Origin of the sequence: Sporolactobacillus spathodeae (genome assembly GCF_016908935.1) — a bacterium.
Classification (GTDB): Bacteria; Bacillota; Bacilli; order Bacillales; family Sporolactobacillaceae; genus Sporolactobacillus; species Sporolactobacillus spathodeae.
On record NZ_JAFBEV010000002.1, the window covers coordinates 142085 to 161362 of the forward strand.

General features: G+C 46.9%; 17 protein-coding genes. 14 read left to right on the forward strand and 3 right to left on the reverse strand.

The annotated features are described in order from the left end of the window. Positions 1 to 197 precede the first annotated feature (197 nt). The 3 genes from JOC27_RS01640 to JOC27_RS01650 are packed head-to-tail and all read left to right on the forward strand — an operon-like array spanning position 198 to position 2862. Positions 198 to 1001: an ATP-binding cassette domain-containing protein gene (locus tag JOC27_RS01640; RefSeq protein ID WP_205005252.1), complete on the forward strand. Its 804-nt coding sequence runs from the start codon at positions 198 to 200 to the stop codon at positions 999 to 1001. After that, positions 991 to 1818: an ABC transporter permease gene (locus tag JOC27_RS01645; RefSeq protein WP_205005253.1), complete on the forward strand. Its 828-nt coding sequence runs from the start codon at positions 991 to 993 to the stop codon at positions 1816 to 1818. Before JOC27_RS01640 ends, JOC27_RS01645 begins: the two co-directional genes overlap by 11 nt. Positions 1819 to 1836: 18 nt before the next feature. Continuing rightward, the gene (locus tag JOC27_RS01650) at positions 1837 to 2862 is read left to right on the forward strand and encodes an ABC transporter substrate-binding protein (protein ID WP_205005254.1); all 1026 of its coding nucleotides are present in this window, start codon (positions 1837 to 1839) and stop codon (positions 2860 to 2862) included. Between the two features lie 163 nt (positions 2863 to 3025). On the opposite strand, the gene JOC27_RS01655 is transcribed toward JOC27_RS01650, so the two are convergent. Continuing rightward, a complete protein-coding gene (locus JOC27_RS01655) occupies positions 3026 to 4375 on the reverse strand; it encodes a hypothetical protein (protein ID WP_205005255.1) in 1350 nt (449 codons plus the stop codon). A gap of 120 nt (positions 4376 to 4495) precedes the next feature. On the opposite strand from JOC27_RS01655, the gene JOC27_RS01660 reads away from it, so the two are divergent. The 8 genes from JOC27_RS01660 to ybaK all read left to right on the forward strand — a co-directional run bounded on the left by JOC27_RS01660 (position 4496) and on the right by ybaK (position 12232). Further along, a complete protein-coding gene (locus JOC27_RS01660; protein WP_205005256.1) occupies positions 4496 to 4939 on the forward strand; it encodes a MarR family winged helix-turn-helix transcriptional regulator in 444 nt (147 codons plus the stop codon). A gap of 16 nt (positions 4940 to 4955) precedes the next feature. Further along, positions 4956 to 5519, forward strand: coding sequence for an isochorismatase family protein (locus JOC27_RS01665; protein ID WP_415641008.1), 564 nt, complete (start codon positions 4956 to 4958; stop codon positions 5517 to 5519). Further along, the gene (locus tag JOC27_RS01670) at positions 5519 to 6898 is read left to right on the forward strand and encodes an MFS transporter (RefSeq protein ID WP_205005258.1); all 1380 of its coding nucleotides are present in this window, start codon (positions 5519 to 5521) and stop codon (positions 6896 to 6898) included. Before JOC27_RS01665 ends, JOC27_RS01670 begins: the two co-directional genes overlap by 1 nt. A 146-nt stretch (positions 6899 to 7044) precedes the next feature. Beyond that, on the forward strand, positions 7045 to 7992 hold the full coding sequence (locus JOC27_RS01675; RefSeq protein ID WP_205005259.1) for a TerB family tellurite resistance protein: 948 nt from the start codon (positions 7045 to 7047) through the stop codon (positions 7990 to 7992). 16 nt (positions 7993 to 8008) lie between these two features. Further along, positions 8009 to 8959, forward strand: a complete 951-nt coding sequence (locus JOC27_RS01680; protein WP_205005297.1) for a 2,5-dihydroxypyridine 5,6-dioxygenase NicX family protein — start codon at positions 8009 to 8011, stop codon at positions 8957 to 8959. Positions 8960 to 9158: 199 nt separating this feature from the next. Beyond that, positions 9159 to 9743, forward strand: coding sequence for a DNA-3-methyladenine glycosylase (locus JOC27_RS01685; protein ID WP_205005260.1), 585 nt, complete (start codon positions 9159 to 9161; stop codon positions 9741 to 9743). A gap of 529 nt (positions 9744 to 10272) precedes the next feature. Continuing rightward, complete coding sequence (locus JOC27_RS01690; RefSeq protein WP_205005261.1) at positions 10273 to 11322, forward strand: PTS sugar transporter subunit IIC; 1050 nt, start codon at positions 10273 to 10275, stop codon at positions 11320 to 11322. Positions 11323 to 11749: 427 nt separating this feature from the next. Continuing rightward, entirely contained in the window at positions 11750 to 12232 is a 483-nt protein-coding gene (ybaK, locus tag JOC27_RS01695) for a Cys-tRNA(Pro) deacylase (protein ID WP_205005262.1), read from the forward strand. A gap of 86 nt (positions 12233 to 12318) precedes the next feature. Here the strand turns inward: ybaK and JOC27_RS01700 are convergent, their stop codons facing one another. Then, positions 12319 to 12807 carry a hypothetical protein gene (locus JOC27_RS01700; RefSeq protein ID WP_205005263.1) on the reverse strand — a complete coding sequence of 163 codons (489 nt, stop codon included), beginning with the start codon at positions 12805 to 12807 and terminating at the stop codon, positions 12319 to 12321. Between the two features lie 307 nt (positions 12808 to 13114). Between JOC27_RS01700 and JOC27_RS01705 the strand changes: the two genes are divergently transcribed. Next, positions 13115 to 14908, forward strand: a complete 1794-nt coding sequence (locus tag JOC27_RS01705) for a carbon starvation CstA family protein (RefSeq protein WP_205005264.1) — start codon at positions 13115 to 13117, stop codon at positions 14906 to 14908. Between the two features lie 184 nt (positions 14909 to 15092). Here the strand turns inward: JOC27_RS01705 and JOC27_RS01710 are convergent, their stop codons facing one another. Beyond that, a complete protein-coding gene (locus tag JOC27_RS01710; RefSeq protein ID WP_205005265.1) occupies positions 15093 to 15482 on the reverse strand; it encodes a hypothetical protein in 390 nt (129 codons plus the stop codon). Between the two features lie 472 nt (positions 15483 to 15954). Between JOC27_RS01710 and helD the strand changes: the two genes are divergently transcribed. Together helD and JOC27_RS01720 are read left to right on the forward strand one after the other, a co-directional pair. After that, entirely contained in the window at positions 15955 to 18282 is a 2328-nt protein-coding gene (gene helD, locus JOC27_RS01715) for an RNA polymerase recycling motor HelD (protein ID WP_205005266.1), read from the forward strand. A gap of 67 nt (positions 18283 to 18349) precedes the next feature. Continuing rightward, complete coding sequence (locus tag JOC27_RS01720; RefSeq protein ID WP_205005267.1) at positions 18350 to 19267, forward strand: DMT family transporter; 918 nt, start codon at positions 18350 to 18352, stop codon at positions 19265 to 19267. The last annotated feature ends 11 nt before the right edge of the window (positions 19268 to 19278 follow it).

A 19278-nucleotide genomic window follows, 5' to 3' on the forward strand; every position in this document is an offset into this window, starting at 1 on the left:
GCCAGATGGTTCATAACTTTTTTGAACACGAGGGCACGGCTCACATCCATCATTTCTTCGCTTTTAAGCTGTGTCACGGCAGGTGCCTAGTGCATATACCATGATTAGAGCCCAAAAAAAGGGCTGCGGAAATTATCAAGGGCAGATTGGCGGTTCAAAGTCGCCGCTTCATTCACTTGAAGGGATGTGATTCAACCGTGAGTGAATTGGCTATCAATCATTGCAGTAAATATTTTAAGAAAGATGCGATCAATTTTTGCGCTGTCCAGCCCATCACCATGCATGTGGAGAGCGGACAATTCATTAGCATCATCGGTCCGAGCGGCTGTGGGAAGTCGACTCTATTCAATATGATAGCGGGACTTGAAAGACCTTCGGAGGGAGAAATCACTCTGAGCGGAATGCCGATCACCGGAGAAACGGGCCATGTCGGCTATATGCTGCAGAAAGATCTGCTGCTACCTTGGCGGACGATCCTCGATAATGTGATTATTGCTCTCGAGATACGTGGGATGTCGCGGAAGGAGGCGCGGCAGCGCGCGATTCCAATGCTTCAAAAGTATGGCCTTGGCGGATTCGAGCGCGACCACCCTGACGCATTGTCCGGCGGCATGCGCCAGCGGGCGGGATTGATTCGAACATTGCTTGATGATAAGCAAGTGATTCTTTTTGACGAACCGTTTGGCGCGCTCGATGCGCAGACGCGACTGCAAATGCAGAACTGGCTATTGAAGATCTGGAATGAATTCAAGAAAACCGTTCTTTTTGTGACCCACGATATTGATGAGGCCATTTATTTGTCAGATGAAATCTACGTATTCACCAAACGTCCGGGACGAATAAAGGCCAAGGTTCAAGTGGACTTGGCGCGGCCGCGTAACGAAACAACGATGATGGAAGCACGGTTTCTCCAGTTGAAAAGGGAATTGCTGCTGATGCTGAACGAAGAACGCCCGCATCCGGAGTTCGACGGAAATGAAGGTGATGCCCATGGCGGGTAAAACAAAGGCGCCATCTCCAGGTCTTTTTATTGAGGATAGAAGCAGGCGTGCGAAAAGGATCAGACGGCGCGCGATCATTGGGCAAATGGCGATCGGCCTCTTGATTCTCGTCCTTTGGGAAGGATGCACGCGTTTCGGCTGGCTAGATAGCTACTATTGGAGCAGCCCCAGCACGATTGTTCGCGTCGGTTGGCAAGCGGTTGTTCATGGCTCACTTCTCTCAGATTTAGCCTATACATCAGGCGCAACCATCCTCGGGTTTATTGCCGGTACACTGATTGGTTCGGCAATCGGCCTTTCATTCTGGTGGTCGGAACTTTATTCACGGATTACCGAACCGTATATGATTGCGATCAATGCGATTCCCAAGCTCGCGCTCGCGCCGGTGCTCGTCATCATGTTTGGTATCGGCTTTGATTCAAAAGTCGTTCTTGCTTTTCTGATGACGGTGATCGTTGCGGCGATCGCCGCTTACAGTGGTGTTTGCAATATTGACAAGGACCTCGAGAAGATGCTGATTTCACTTGGCGCAAAACGGCACCACGTTTTTCTGAAGGTTGTTGTGCCCTCGTCAATTCCCTGGATGGTTAGCACGCTGAAAATCAATATTTCGCTCGCGCTTGCCGGCACGATTGTTGGCGAATTTATCAGTTCCAGACAAGGCATCGGCCGGATGATTCTTTATGCAGGTCAAGTGCTTGATATTGATCTAGTCTGGGTCGGCGTTGTTGTTTTATCTTTTTTATCCATTGTCATGTATCTGGGAACCGTCTGGTTAGAACGCCTGCTGATGCGCGGACGTACGCCGAAATCTTAAAAAGGGGAGAATCATGCGATGAAAAAATTAAAAGGATTGCTGTCACTGTTACTAGTCGCTTTGCTTATTTTATCAGGGTGCGGCGCTGCTGGTTCTTCTGGCAGTAAAAAAACACCGGCGAAAAACCTGATAATCGCTGAACCCGTACATCTAATTGCCTATCTGCCGCTTTATGTAGCAATTGATAAAGGTTATTTTAAGCAGGAAGGATTGAACGTCAAAACCATCACAGCGACTGGCGGTGCCCATGTAACCGCGGTCGTCAGCGGCGATGCATGGGGTGTGATCGGCGGTCCTGACTCTGTCCAAATCGTTAATGCGGGCAAAAGCAAAGATCCGATTACATCGGTAGTCAATGTGGTTAACCGCGCCAATGTCTACTTGATGGCAAGCACAAAAACACCTTATACCGGACAATCAGATGCCGAACTGAAGGCGTTTCTTAAAGGCAAAAGCATTGCAGCCGGACGCTACGGCGGCAGCCCAAATTTGCTCACCCGTTATTTATTAATCGGGCTTGGTCTTAATCCGAATAAAGACGTCCAGCTTGACGAACCCGCAGATGCGGCGGCAGTTGTTTCGCTTGTGCAGCAAGGTAAAGACAAAATCGCTAACGGCGGCGAGCCACAAATTAACGATGGCATTAAAAAGGGGGTCTGGAGTGAACCCTTCTACGGTTTCCCGAGCATGGGCGATTATGCTTACTCAGTCGTTAGCGTAAAAGCATCCACCATCAAAACCGATCCGAAAACCGTTCAAAAATTTGTCAATGCAATGCTGAAAGGCCTCAAGCTAGTTAATAATAATAAGGCGGAAGCCTTCAAGGTGCTAAAAAAAGAATTTCCGACCACGCCGGATGCCAGTCTGAAAGCAGCGATGGATCGGGCCTACAAGGATAAATTGTGGAGCAAAGATGGCTACATCACAAGAGCCGCTGTTGCAAAGCCACTTGATGTGGTGAAGAAGACCGGTATTTATACGAAAGGTTACTCGTATGAGAAACTGGTTGATATGGAATTTGTTAATAAAGCGTTGAACAAGTAAGCGAGAAAAGCTATGGTTTTTCTGATGATAAAAATTAGAGAAAAAAACGCCGTTTAGGCGTTTTTTTTGAGAGATAAGAATGTATAAAGTTTTTCGCACAAAAATGCAGCGAGGTGCGCTGGCTTTACTCGCCCATGCGTCGATTCATCAATCGACTTGCACGTTACAGGCGGACATAAAGCACCTGAACGAAGATGGTCAGAAAAAGCAGATAGGCAGCGGTAAAAGGCAGGTTCCAACGCGAGAGCACGAGTGGCTGCTCATCGATCAATCCGCCCATCATCCCGAGCGTTGCGTTATAAGGGCCCATCAAAAAAGCAGGAATCGCTCCGCCGAGCATCGCGATTGTAACAGCAATGGGCGCTTGATTGAGCAGATCGGCCTGTAATGCACCAGCAACCAGAGCAAGTCCAATCGCCGGGTGCAAACCGAGGAAAGCCAATGAAAAAGGAATGAGTGGCAGAAGCACGAGGAAAAAACGGAACCCGGTATAAGCAATCAGCTGACTGACCCATCCGGTGATCAGGACGTCAGCATGAGAGACATGCAAAGTCGTCATGAAAAATCCAGCGGAAAGAAAGATAAGGAATTGATTGCTCATTTTAATTGGGTACACCCGAAAATGTTCTTGCACAGCGGAGAGAAACGGCCGCGTCTTGCCAAGTAGCAGGCTCCATGCAAAAGCAAAAGGTAAAACAAGAAAACTGACGAGCAGCAAAAAAGAAAGCGAAACGGCATGATCAAGGAGAACCACTAAGAGGTTAAGTAGCAAGGTAGCCAGTAATAAATGCAGCAGTCGCCAGGGGTGGTTGCGTACCGGTCGATCAGGCCAGGCAGCAGTTGCCAAGGGGGTGGCTGAGCCGGCTAAACTCCAATCGATGAGTAGGCCACAGATGCTGAGCAGGACAAGCAGCGGCAGAATTGTTGTGTAACGCGTGCCAGTCAGCAGCAGTACCGTGCCAACGATCGGTGTGATCGGGCTCCAGAGTAGCGGCATGGCATAGCCATGCGTCATTGATCGGCTGAAAAATTGATTTTTATTTCCCAACTGCGAAACGCGATCGGCGCCATCAATGGCATAATAAGCCATCGGCAAAGCCGCTAGGTTCATGAATGAACTAAAAAAATAAGAAAGGAGAGAGGTCAGTCGGTACAACTGCCCCTGGTTCCTGATTCTCAAATTGATGAGGCAGCTCACCTCTTGCGCGTAATTGCCACAGCGTACCGGAATGGCCAAAATAGGGACGAGGGCAAAGAGTGTGACCATTTGAATCATATTGCCGAAGCTGAGTAAATAATTGAACGGGGCGGATTTGCTTGCTGCGAGCAAAAACAAACCACCGCTAAGAAATGAAAGGCTAAAGAACAAGGCAAGGCCCCGTGCCCGGTGCAGACTCATCAGGACGGCCAGCAGACAAGAAATGGAAAGCAAGTGGTTCAGCGCCATCGCCTGTGGAAAGATGGATGCAAAAAGATAAATGGCAATGGCTATAAGATAGATAAACTGTAGCAATTAAGATACCTCCAGTCTCTCTTTAGATTGTGCAGGTCTCATAAAAATATAGGCGGCGTGTTTGAGTACACGTTTAAAAGGTTGTATAATACAAATAAATTCTGCGATTGGAAGAGGAATATGAAGGAGAGCAACGAATCCATCGGCCGTATTGAGTATGAGGTTGTCCATCTGCTGCGACGGGCTGATTTTAAGAAGACCGTGGACGGGAAGAAATGCAGCTTGCCGCGTTCGTGTTATCTAATTCTTTGCCAACTGCTTGAGAGGAACCCACGCAGTATCCAGCAATTAGCAGATTATTTTAAACTCGATGTGTCGACGCTCAGTCGCCAGGTTAAAGCACTGGAGGCGCGAGGACTTGTCAGCCGGAAAACGGGTAAAGCGGACGGCCGTGTGCGTCTGATATCCATTACGGAATCCGGAAGCGTGTCCGTGAAGCAGCTGCGTCGGCAGCGTTATGACGGCTATCAAGAATTGCTCAGTGACTGGAGTCCGGAAGAAAAGGCGCAGCTCGCAGACTTATTGGAAAAGTTGAATAAGGCAATAGAGCAGGGAAGAAAGTAAAAATGAAGGTGAAATGATGGAGAGAGGTAAGATGCTTGATTTTAAAAAAACAGCGCTTGTTCTGATCGACTTGCAAAAGGGTATCGTGTCGGGTCCAAGCGGACGAGAAGCTGTGACTAACGCAGTGAAACTGGTGGATGAATTTCATAACCACCATGGCCTTGTGATTTTTGTAACCGTTGATTTTACCGATGGCAGAGAAATTCTTCATGTGATCAGCGACAAACCGGCTTTCGGAACGAAACCGCCGGCAGGGTGGGCTGAATTGGATCCAGCGCTTGAGGTACATCCTTCTGATTTGCGGTTGACGAAGCGGCAATGGGGCGCATTTTTCGGAACCGAGCTCGATTTGCAGTTGCGGCGGCGCGGTATTGATACGATCGTACTTGCTGGCATTTCGACGAATCGTGGTGTCGAAAGCACGGCGCGCGAAGCCTTTCATCTCGGCTATAATCAAATTTTTGCAGAGGACGCGATGACGGCGCATACGGAGGAAGAGCATCAGGCATCGATTCGCTACATTTTCCCATATTTAGGCTGTGTCCGTAAAACGAACCAAATTGTTGGGCAGGATGACTGATGAAAAATTGGAAAACGAATTCCGCAATCTTTATGACTGCTATTGCCTCAGGAACCATTCTCAATCCACTGAACTCATCGATGATTGCGCTCGCACTTCATAGCATTCAGCGTGATTACAGGCTTGATTTCGCTACGGTCTCTTGGCTCGTTTCGGGGTTTTATCTAGTTAGTGCGGTGGGACAGCCGGTTACCGGTAAACTGGGTGACATTATCGGACGCAAAAAATTGTTCTTAATCGGTCTTATCATTGCAGCGATCGCGTCTGTCTTTGCTCCGCTCGCTCCGGTATTCATTATCCTGCTTCTGATGCGCTTCCTTCAAGCAGCAGGGAGCAGTGCGGTCTATCCATCTGGGGTGGCGCTGGTTCACCATCACGTCAGCAAGGAAAAGCAGGCATCAGCTTTGGCGGTGCTCGCTATTTGTGCATCAGTAATGACGGCGTTTGGACCGACAGTCGGTGGCTTTTTGATTGTATGGGGCGGTTGGCAAAGTATTTTCTATGTTAATTTCCCTTTCATACTGGTCAGCCTGGTACTTGGCGCATTGGTTATCCCTGCGGATAAAAAGCAGCAGGGAAGGAAGCTGAAAGAATTAATGCGGAAACTGGATCTTTTGGGCATTGGGCTCTTTACACTGAGCATCGTCAGCTTGCTTTGGTTTTTGCTAGAATTTGAATCGCATCGTGAATGGCTGTTCTTAATGATCGGTTTAGTTGCTGCTGGTTTGCTTATTCTCAGGGAGACGAAGGTCAGCGAACCCTTTATAGACCTGCCTTTACTTCACAGCAATCATAAGTTATCACTAGTTTATTTGCTTTTTATTTTCATGAATATAGCCAATTATTGCCTCTTTTATGGGATGCCGGTCTTTTTTCAAAGCGGACTCCATTTAAGCGTGCGTGCAAGCGGCGCGATGATGCTGTTTATGTCCATTGCCAGTGTTGCTGCGTCGTTGCTGTGTGGGCACTGGATTGATCAATCAGGCGTTTCGCGTCCGATTCGGATGGGCGCTTGGCTAACGTTGATAGGATCGCTCTTGATGCTGCTCATTGCTTATCAGCATTCACTTGTGGGCATTAGCCTGTTTCTTTTGCTCATGGGAGGTGGCTATGGAGTCAGCAATGTTGCACTCCAGGCATCGATGCTGCAGTTGACTCCGGAAAAGATGGTTGGCACCGGTTCGGGCCTGTTTCAAACCTGTCGCTATATAGGATCGATAGCGTCCTCGGCAATTCTCGGCATTCTGTTCCGTCGAACAATTTCAGAGTCCAATTTCTTTAGCCTGATTGTTGTGGTTAGCTGTGTCAGTCTGGCAGCCTTGCTTTTGGTTCTTGTTTATTTCAGAAGGGCGAACGATTCAGGACGAAAAGCGGCGTAACGACTGCGGATCAAATCAATGAAGTGAGAGGCTATTGGACGTAAATTGCGGCAATTTTTTGACTGAGTGGGCGAAAACTTTGGTATAGTAAAAAAGGACAATTTCAGCAGCGAGAAAGGGCTTGATCGTTGGTGCACTTTTTATTGGTGAGCATCCTTCCAGCCATACTGGCGTCTGCTATGGCTTCATCTAGAGGGCGTAGCGCGATCGGATGGTTTGTACTAGGTCTTATTTTCAGCTATTTTGCGCCGATTGTTCTGCTTCTTTTACCAGCTACATCGAGCAGACGGATCTTTCCGGGGAAAGGGATGGACGGGGCGCATATGAATTGGCGGCAGAAGACATCACACCCCTGCCCCTATTGCGGCAATGATTGTATTTTTGATGATATTCCAGGAAACTGGACCTGTCCAAACTGTGGGAATACGTTTACCTACAGCAGCGACGGCCATGTGTATAAAATACGTGACGATCAGGTTCTCCCTCAGGTCGAATGGATTGTGAAACTTTTTGCCAAATTGGCAAAGCAGGATGGTGTGGTCACGGAAAATGAAATTCATCAAGTCGACGCCATTGTCCGCCAGTCTTTTCAGCCGAGCCGGGAGCAACTCCATCAAATTATGGCTGTGTTCAACGAAGCCCGCTATTCTGCGGAAACCTTTGACACGATTGCTGAAAACCTTTATTTCTCTGTCGGCGGACGAAGTGACATTCTAATTGATACGCTGACCGCGCTCCTTGCGATCGGCTACGCGGACGGTACGCTTCGCTCGGAGGAAGACGCGCTGATTCGTCAGGCGGCGCGGATCTTCCGGATGGAGGCAGATTATGAAGCGTTGAAGAGCCGGTTCAACGGGTCTTCAGCGAGCGGCAACACTGAGCAGAGCTTGGAAACGTGTTATCACACACTTAACTGCTCGCCCAATGATTCACTGGACACGATTAAGAAACATTATCGTCAGTTAATCAAGGAAAATCATCCAGATCGGCTGGTCAGCCGCGGTGCATCACGAGAAGCCGTGCAAGAAGCGAATGTGCGCGTCGCAGCGATTAAAAAAGCCTATGAACAAATATTAGCGGCAAGAAATGAATGAAGAAGCGATGAGAGGGATTGTAGTGGAATTAATAGCAGTATGTAAGGAAATCATAATAAAGTGTCTCGGATTGAAACAAGGCGAGTTGTTTCTCGTCGTCACCGATGATGAAAAGAAAAAGCTAGCAGAAGCATTGTATCAAGCGGGGAAGGCACTTGGCGCGGAGTCGATGCTCTTTGTAATGAATGATCGGCTAAAGTCCGGCGAGGAACCGCCGAAACCTGTGGCGGCGGCGCTTGTTGCTGCCGATGCCGCAATCTGTATTACCGGACATTCCATGACACATACTCAGGCTAAAAAAATGGCGGTCGCCTCAGGCACACGCGTCGCCACAATGCCTGGGATCAGTGAAGACATGTTTCTTGAAGGAGCAATAACAGCTGATTATGCTCAGGTTAGTCGTTTGACACGAGATGTCACAAAACGACTGGATCAAGGGAAACAGGTGGTCATCGAAAAAGACGGCCATACACTGACCTTTTCAATTGATGGCCGCCAAGGTGTCCCGAGCACAGGCGTCTATCTGCATCCATCGGAAAGTGGCAATCTGCCATCGGGTGAAGCATTCATTGCACCAGTCGAAGGCAGTGCGGAAGGCGAGCTACTTGTGGATGGCTCAGTTGTCGGTGTCGGCTGCCTGACACAGCCGCTGCTGCTGACGATTGAAAAAGGACGGTTGGTTCGGGCAGAAGGACAAGGCAGCGATCAACTGCTTGAAATTCTCGGTGATGGGCTTGGTCGAAATGTTGCTGAGTTCGGCATCGGTACCAATCGCTGGGCGCGACTCACAGGTAATGTGCTCGAAGATGAGAAAGTCTATGGCACCGTGCACATCGCTTTCGGCAGCAACATGACGTTTGGCGGAGAAGTTGAAGCCGGTGTACATATCGATTGTGTTTTCCGATCGCCCAACGTCACCATTGATGACGATCAGCTTATGGAAAAAGGGAACATTCCCTTCGCTTGAGCGTAGAGTGAAACCCATTGCTATTTCCTCGGATCCGGTACAAGGATCCGATTTTTTTTTAAAAGCAATGTTTAAATTTAATATTGTTTTTATTTTGGAAAAGCATGTGTGGACGCCTGCGGGAACAGCGAAGCGAGAACAAATTTTTCTTAAAGATAAGAATGTATAAGATTTTGCGTGAAAAAAAGGAGCGGGTCATTTGTATCAACCCTTACCCATTGATTTTTATCAGAGACCAACCTTGGAACTGGCCAAGGCACTGCTTGGCTGTCTGCTGGTTAAGGAAACACCGGAGGGAATAGCATCCGGCTACATTCTGGAAACAGAGGCTTATCTAGGAGCCGGCGATCGGGCGGCGCATAGCTTCGGGAACAGGCACACAAAACGAACAGCGATCATGTATGCAGCGGCGGGTCACGTTTACACCTACACAATGCATACGCACACGCTGATCAACGTGGTTGCGGAACCGGAGGGCACCCCACATGCTATCTTGATCCGGGCCGTCGAACCGGTGGACGGTATCAAGATCATCGAGGCACGTCGTCTCGGCAGAAAGAGAACAGAATGGACAAATGGACCTGGGAAGTTGACGGATGCGCTAGGCATCACTATGCAAGATTACGGTCATCTGCTAACTAAGCCGCCGCTTTATTTGTGTGCGGGATTAACGCCGAATCATATCTCGTCAGGACCAAGAATTGGTATTGAAAACAGCGGCGAGGCGAGGCTGAAGCCCTGGCGCTTTTGGATTACGGCGCATCCTGGCATTTCAAAAAAATAATGTGAAGAAACTTTTGAAAAATAGTCAAACATGCGAAAAACACCGCCATTATAGGGAAAATTGGTTGATTTAACCTGTTATTAGGAGCAGGTAATAAAAAAATTATAAGAAAATATAAAAAATGTATTTACAAGCCCAATGAATTCTGATAGTATCAGTGTCAACCACAAAATACAAATTTTTGAGGAAGTGAGAAAAGTGAGACAGATCATTATGGATAACCGAGTGAACGGCTTGATTCGAATTATTTTGCGCTTGCGCACATGAAGGACTGAAACAAAACCCATTGAATTTCAAATGGAATTGTTTGAGTCCAGCTTATCATCTTCGAAAATAGGCGCTCAAGCAACAACGAAAGAGCGCCTGTCCGGCAGTCATCGGATAGGTTTTTTTATTGCCATTAATTAAGTGATCACGATCTCGCAATTTGTACTCATCAGAAATTTGGAACGTGTGCTTTTTCCGGTCGACTGTTTCTAGTCTGAAAAATTAGAAAAATAAAAAAGATTGATTAAGGAGCGAAAACAGGATGAATGCAGACAGGAAAGAAAAAATGAAGAAGTATTTCATGGATCGAATGTATAAGGCATCAGCAGGGATTGCCAACGCGATTTTGGTTACTTTAGGTGTCGGACTTCTCTTTGAAACCCTCGGTAAGTTCACTGGTTACTGGCCATTCCTGGCAATCGGCGGCGCAGCCAAAGTACTGCTTGCCCCGGCTATCGGTGCCGGCATTGCCTATCAGCTTCGTGCAAATACACTGACCATGTTCAGCGCAATGGCCTGTTCGGCCATTGGCGCGAACGCCATCCAAATTGTTCATGAAACCCCGGTACAGCAATTTCAAATTGTTACTGGCCAGCCGGTCAGCGGTGTTATCGCGGCGTTAATCGCGATTTATGTCGGCAAGAAAATCAGCGGCAAAACAAAATTTGATATGATGGCGATTCCTTTCTTCTCCGTACTTTGTGGCGGTGTTGCTGGATACGGCCTGGCACTTGTTGTCACGCCTGCTCTGAATCAGGTCAGCGCCATGATTACCAACGCTGTCCACGGTCAGCCGCTCATTTCATCAATGGTTATCGCCCTTGTTTGGAGTATTTTCCTGATGTCCCCGGCTTCATCCGCAGCATTGGCCATTGCACTGCAACTTGACCCGGTTTCAGCGGGTGCGGCATTGATTGGCTGTACGGTTCAGTTTGTTGGATTTACCGTAATGTCTTTCAAAGAGAACGACTTTGGTGGTTTCTTCGCTCAAGCATTTGTCACACCGAAAGTTCAATTCCCGAATCTTGTGAAAAACCCACTGCTTGTTATTCCGCCTTTCGCTGCGGCTCTCATCAGTGCACCTATTGCAACGATGATGCTTCATTTCCAAGTGCCTTATGAATTGGGTGGACTCGGACTTAGCTCGTTCATCGCTCCTTTAAATATTCTTGCCATTCAGGGCATCAAAGGACTCATGGCATACGTTGTCGCTGGCGTACTGATTCCAGGCGTGATCACGATGGTTCTCTACCGTGTCATTAAAGTCGCCGGTTGGGTAAAAGCAGGCGACCTGCATATGGAAGTGCAATAATCGATTCAACGTTTAACTAGAGAGAAAGAATGGATAAAAACGGTTGGGGGGTCAACCGTAGGTAACGACAGAATTAGAGAGATAAAATTAAGGATAACGAAAACATATATTATAGAAGAAAGGCGTCCGCGGCAATCGTGGGCGCCTTTTTCGAGAGATAAGAAAATATATAGATTTTTGCACAAAAATGCAGCGAGGTGCGCTAGCGCCCGTGGCAAGCGAGCAACCGAAGCAATTTGTTGCACAAAAGATTGAGTTGCGCCAAGTTTTCTAACAAATAAATTAAAGTGAGGACGTGGTATGGGAAATATGACGAATCGTCGCTGTTTGGCCACTCTGCTATAATGAGATTGGAAAGAAAGATGGATACATTCGCCGAACAGGTAAACTCGGATGAGTGAGCGACAGGAAGGCAAGGTGGTTCAAAATGGCGAAGACTAAAATAAAAACAAACGCGATGCGTATCCTAGATGCGGAAAAGATTGAATACCGGGTGCAGACTTATGATATCAGCGACGGGCTTATCGATGGGCTCTCTGTCGCCCAAAAGTGTGGGGAAGACCCAGCCTGTGTTTATAAAACACTCGTTACGCAAGGACACAGCCAAGCACTTTATGTTTTTGTTGTACCGGTCGCTGAAGAACTCGATCTCAAAAAAGCGGCGGCAAGTGTCGGTGAAAAAAAGGTTGAGATGATTCATGTAAAGGACATTCAGAAGTATACGGGTTATATTCGCGGCGGCTGCTCGCCAATTGGTATGAAGAAAAAATATAAAACGGTCATCGATAACGCGGCGGCGTCTCTTGATTATATAGTTGTCAGTGGTGGGAAAAAAGGGGTGCAGGTAATCCTAGCGGTTGCCGATCTGGTAAAAGCTGCGGATGCTGAACTTGCAGCTATTAAAAAATAAGTCGCATATTCACTAATAAAATAACGGGGGAACAGCTTTCCTTGAGGCTGCTCCCCCGTCGCGCGCTATAGTGGTTTCGAAGAAGCTCAGTGAAACCAGCTTATGGGAATTAGATACACATAAGGTGCGGTGAATAAGGCAAATGTCAATGCAAAACGGCTGCTCTGCCTCAACGTATAATGTTTTTTCAACACGGTAAGTGCTAGCCAATAAATCAACGAAGTTGCCAGCAAGATGGCTATGCAGACAGCGCCAACGCCCCCGGATGGTGTGTACAATTGCGCACTGTGAATCGTGACCGGTGACAGTGTTTCGCTGATAGAGAACGAAAGGTTGGCAAAGAGCAGAACAACAATATAGCCAAGTATGTCAATCAACCAGAGTAAGCAGATGAGAATGGCGGTTTTTTTTCGATGGAGGCCGAAAAAATAAATGTTGCCCCAAAAGATGGCTGTATTAATCACAAATAGAATCGCCAAACCAAACAGCAGCAGCCAGGGGAAAGAGTCTGCCAAGTATGTGGTTGGGAATAGTGGATGAGACAGAGAGAATGAAAATTTAATAAACTCCTTCACGGCGCGCGACCTCGCTAAAATAAAAAATTAATTCGGCAGCTGTCCGCCAGCCTTCATTCATTTAATCATAGCACAAAATCATAGATTTCACTTGCATAAGTAAGCGGTTACGAAATAAAATAGACATATGTGATATCGATCACACCAAAGGAATAGAGGAGGTTCTATCGATGCTAATCATTCGCGATGACTAGTTTTTTTTAAAGAATCACTGTTATATAACAAAAATATATGTATTATTACAAAAAACGCATTTATAGTTTCATTGATTGCTGATTCAATAAAATGACAGAAAAGAGGGTAATGTATGCACGCGATTACGATTGTTATCGGCTCGATTTGTATTCTGGCAATCACCTACCGATTCTATGGTATTTTTATGGCTAATAAAGTACTCCGTTTGAATGATGAAACAGCTACACCAGCCCACACGCTTCAGGATGGAAAAAATTATGTGCCGACTAATCGTTGGGTGGTTTTCGGACATCACTTCGCCGCGATCGCCGCTGCAGGACCACTGGTTGGACCGGTGCTTGCTGCACAGTTCGGCTATCTACCTGGACTACTTTGGCTGCTTATTGGCGCGGTGATCGGTGGCGCTGTACATGATATGGTTATCCTTTATGCGTCGATGCGTCATAAAGGCCAATCGTTATCAGAAGTGGCAAAAAAAGAACTCGGTCCCGTTGCCGGTTTTTGCACTGGACTTGCAATGCTTTTTATTATCACGATCACGATGGCGGGGTTGTCGATGGTCGTTGTCAATGCGCTGGCAAATAACCCTTGGGGCACGTTTACGGTGTTGATGACGATTCCGATCGCAATGGCTGTCGGCCTTTACTACAAAAAGACCGGGAATCTGAAAATTGCCTCGACTGTAGGTTTTCTGCTCGTAGTTCTGGCGGTGTTCATCGGGCCGTATATTCAGAATACAGGATTGGGACATTTGCTAACGCTTGATATCAAGACGCTGTCCCTGTTGCTTCCAGCGTATGCCTTCTTCGCCGCGGCGCTTCCAGTCTGGTTGCTGCTGACGCCGCGAGACTACCTCAGTTCATTTATGAAGATCGGTGTGTTTGCCGCATTGATTATTGGCGTCTTCATGATTAACCCGCTCATTCGCATGCCGCTGACGACTGCCTTTACCGCAGGAGGCGGGCCTGTGATCGCGGGCCCAGTCTGGCCGTTTATCTCAATTACGATTGCCTGCGGAGCGATTTCAGGATTCCATGCTTTTATCAGCTCGGGAACTACACCGAAAATGCTTGATCGCTGGACGGACATCAAAATGGTTGGCTTTGGCGCGATGTTGGTTGAATGTCTCGTTGGGATCATGGCCTTGATTGCAGCAACAGCCCTGCATCCAGCCGATTATTTTGCGATCAACGCTTTACCAGAAGTATTTAAGACTTTGGGAATGAATGTTGTTGATTTGCCGCACCTTAACAACGAAATCGGGTTGGCTCTCGAAGGGCGGCCAGGCGGTGCTGTAACCTTAGCAGTTGGTATGACCTATATCTTTACAACGATTAAATGGTTTGCTAATCTGGCACCGTACTTCTTTCAATTCGTGATTCTATTTGAGGCCGTCTTTATACTGACCGCTGTTGATGCAGGAACACGCGTCGCTCGTTATCTTATTCAGGATTTCTTCGGTGAATTTTATAAGCCACTGAAGCAAGTAAACTGGCTGCCTGGCTCTATTTTCGCTAGTCTTCTTGCCTGCTTCTTGTGGGGCTACTTGCTTTACTCCGGCGATATCAGCTCAATATGGGTACTGTTCGGCGTTTCGAATCAATTGATGGCGAGCATCGGACTGATTGTCGGCGCAACATTTGTCTTGAAAATCGCGACCAAACGTCGTTATATGATGACTTGTATCATTCCGCTGGCGTATCTTTATGTCACGGTCAACACGGCGGGCTATTGGATGATTACGCATGTCTACCTGAACCCGCAATCACCTGGCTACAATCTGGTTAATGCGACCTTGTCGATTATTATGTTGGTACTCGGTTTGGTGATCATGGTGGCGGCAATCAAAAAATGGATCGAGATGTGGCAAACACCGCGTTTGGAGTTTGACGAAGCAGTAAGTTAATCGTGGGCTTCAACAGGCGTGTGTTGCATGTTTTACAGCCTATTAGAAAAACTTGGCTCCGCCAAGTCCTTTACACACAATGGCGAGCCTTAGTTTTTCTTATACTTAAATCTTTTGAAATCTTTATACTTCAAGGGTATAAAAAAGGCACCGGAAAGAAATTTCCGGTGCCTTTTGACTGTTCTCAGACAAATTTACGCAAACTGTAAATGCCCTTGATTTCTTCCGGAGTCTTGCCGCGCACGAGTAAACAAAAATTCTCATAGCCAATTTCTTGATGCGCCAGCATAAGCTGCTCAAGAGTTTGCAGACCTTCCGGATGATTATGGATCTTTTCTATCTCACTTTTGTATAAATCGATAATCGACCGTTGAACAAAATGCGGTGCAAAATGACTGGCATAGCTTTCTTTGCCAAGCATTAAACCGCAAAGATATTCGTATTTAAATTGCAATTGACGTGTAAAATTGACCAAATGCAAAAGACGGTAGAAGGTATTTGGATAATTTTCCTTAAAAGCCTCAAGGGCTGTTTGGGCGCTTTTGAGATCTTGGATACTGCTGATCATTTTCATCGGACACGCTCCCCGTTGTTGTCACTAATATATCTTAACACTCAGTGGCGTATTCATACATAAAAAGGTCACACGATTCACGATTGAAAAGGCATCGAAGCCTTACATCATAGAAACGAAAGAAACAAATAATAAATCAATTGATAAAGCGTCTACTTTTAGATTAGACCTTTTTGATTAGGGTGTAAAATATTCTTTTTGTATGAAACTAATAGCTGATAGGCATAAAACATGTCGCTCATGGCAAGTGAAGCGCATGCCCTTCTCTAACACACGGCAGCGACAGAATTGAAGTTTTCAGCCATTCATGATATAGTAAAAAAAAATTATAGAAAATCAGCCAACCTTCAAAATAACATAATATTAACGTTTTGTCAATAGGAAAAACCAAAACATAAAATGCTTGCGAATCAACAATAGAAATCAATGGACGATACAGAATACGCGAACATTTTGAAAATAGAGGTGCGGCATGGACGAGAGAACATATGAGCAGGCTCGGGTTGCTAAAGTACTGGCAATTATTCAAGAAAAACTTAATGGTTTGACTGAGAGCAAAGGCCAAGTGACAAAGGGAATTGTCGATCTTCGAAAGAATTTCTGGGAAGATGTAACGGTCAATCTTGATGAAGCGGACGATGTATACGAGACGCAGGCAAGTATTAAGCAACAGGCGGAACTTTTGTCGGAACGTGAACGGCGGCACGGACAAATGACGCGGCAGGTTAAACTATTGTATCGGCTCGGGGATTCGCCTTATTTTGGCCGAATTGATTTTCAAGAAGATGGCGAGTCAACGCATGAGGCTATATACATCGGTATTGGCTCGTTGATGGATGCACGCAATGAGAATTTTCTGATCTATGATTGGCGGGCGCCGATTGCCAGCATGTACTATGATTTCGCACCGGGACGGGCATTTTATCAAGCGCTTGACGGGCAGGTCAGTGGGACGATTCGCTTAAAACGGCAATTCATCATCCGTCAGGGACAGATTAACGGAATGTTTGATACCGGGCTGACGATTGGCGATGCACTGCTTCAGAAACTGCTCGGCGGCAAAGCAACGTCACAGATGAAATCCATTGTGGCAACGATCCAGAGAGAGCAGAACCAAATTATTCGCAACGAATCGGATCGATTCCTGATTGTTCAAGGGGCGGCCGGCAGCGGTAAGACATCGGCCGCGCTTCAGCGGGTTGCCTTTCTGCTCTATCGCAACCGCAAGACGCTACATTCAGAGAATATGTTGCTTTTTTCACCGAACCCGCTTTTTTCGAGTTTTATCTCTTCCGTTTTGCCAGAATTAGGCGAAGAAAATGTGGTGCAAGCCACCTTTAAAGACTTTATTGAGGAGCGGATTGGGCGCGATTTGCAGCTTGAAAATCCTTTCGATCAGACAGAAGCTTTGCTGACCTTACGTGATCCGGAAAGTTATCGAATGCGCAGCGAAGGAATTCTTTTTAAAGCTTCGCCGGCGTATATTCGTTTGATCGACAATTGGCTCGAGCAATTAAAAGGGGAAGGGATGATTTTCCGGAATATTGTCTTCCGCGATCAGGTGATTGTTTCCAGTCGGGAAATTGAACGGCGCTTTTATGCCCGCTTTCAGGAACAGCCGATACGTTATCGGTTGGAGGAAGTGCGTGACTGGCTGCTTCGTCGCGTCGCCGTTTTTGCGAAGAAAGAGCGGCGCAAAGATTGGGTACTTGAAGAAGGCGAACTGCTGGATCAGGCGGATTACGCGGAAGTTTATGAAAAACTTCAGCAGAAAAAGCAGTTCAGCGAAGAGACGTTTGACGATTATGATCGCGAAGAAGAGATGCTGCGGCGAATTGTGATGAACCGGCGGATCAAACCGCTCAGACGCCGGATCAAGCAGCTTGATTTTGTTAACACGCAAAAGATATACAGTGAAATTTTTTACCGAGCGCAGACACATGAACGCGTGCCGCAAAGCTGGCGATCAATCTGCCAGAATACCCGGATGCGCTTTGAGGAAGGCGATTGCCCATGGGAAGATGCAGTACCTTATCTGTATTTGAAAGAAAAAATAAAAGGCAGAAAAGAAAATGACACTATTCGTCACTTAATTATTGATGAAGCCCAGGACTATTCTCCGGTACAGTTGGTCTATTTGCGCACTGCCTTTCCAAAGAGCAGCATGACGATTCTTGGTGATCACAATCAGACGGTATACGCTCAGAGCTTTGGACAAGATACAATGCTTACCGAAACCCTTTACCCTGCAGAAAGTGTGCGGAAACTTGTTCTCCTGCGCAGCTATCGATCCACAAAAGAAATCATGGATTTTGCGCGCTGTCTTGTCCCAGAAGGGGAACAAATTGAACCGTTTGATCGCAGCGGCAAACTGCCAGAACTGATTCACGTGTCAAAGGATCAGCGTCTGGATTGTCTGCTGGCTAAGATCAGCGAATTAAAAGCGGAGGGTTATGAAACAATCGCTTTAGTTGGTAAGACGATGGCAGAGTGCCGGGATATCTACCGACAACTGGACAGCCGAATTGATGTGAAACTGATGACGCAGGCGACTTATCAATTCGATAAAGGCCTGATCGTCATCCCGACTTATTTGGCAAAGGGCATTGAGTTTGACGTAGCGATTATTATTGATGCTTCGTTGGCTAATTACAGACATGAACAGGAGCGAACGATTTTCTATACGGCCTGTACGCGGGCGATGCATCGGTTGATCATGCTGACAAACGGAGCGGCAACGCCGTTTCTGAGCGACATCCCTGGAGAGCGCTATATGCGGACGACAGTGGGTGAAGATTAAGCGGTACGAGTAAAAAATCAGCAAGAACACAAAGCGACTCGGGTGGACAGATAGGAGCGACATTTTTTTGAGAAAAGGATATGTGATTAGTTTTCTTGTCCTGGCGAATTTATTTTGGGCGGGAAATTATATTTTTGGTAAATATGTGGTGGCAGAGCTCTCTCCGCTGCAGATGACTTTTATCCGTTGGTTAATTGCTGTAGCCATTCTGTTTCCTTTGGCACACTGGATTGAAAAGCCAAATTGGCGTGCAGTATGGAAGCATTGGAAAATGCTGTTTCTTTTGGCGCTGCTTGGCATTCTCGGCTATAATATGCTGCTTTATGAGGCACTTCGTTTCACAACGTCGGTGAACGCGGCGCTTGTCAATTCCATTAATCCAGCGCTGATTGCCGTTTTTGCCATCTGGTTGCTGAAGGAAAAGCTTTCACTGATGAATGGTTTTGGACTTTTAATTTCACTGGTTGGCGTCTTGCTTGTTTTAACACGCGGTCAGCTGCTGCAAGTCTTTCAGAACGACTATAACCGTGGTGACTTACTGATGATCGCCGCCATTTCGGTCTGGACAGCCTATACGCTGCTGAATAAACGGTTGGGAGGGTTGCCGACGATTGCTTGCACTGCTGTATCTGCCTTGTTGGGATTAATTGCCGCGTTTCCATTCTTCTTAGCCTCAGGATTCTCCTATCCGCTCAGCCCGATGGCAGGAGCGGGTATTCTATATATTGCCTTGTTCCCATCCGTGTGTTCTTTTGTTTTCTGGAATATCGCCACACAGCACGTTGGAGCGAGTCGTGCAGGTATCTTTCTCAATTTGTTGACTGTTTTTACCGCTGTGCTTAGTCTCTTACTTGGTAATCCAATGACAGCGGCTCAAATTGCAGGTGGACTGCTTGTGATTGTCGGCGTTATATTGACGAATACAAAGAAGCGACACCACCTGCCCGCCATCAGTGAGTCCGCAAAGCGTTTCGTCAGCAAATAAGGATCGGACAT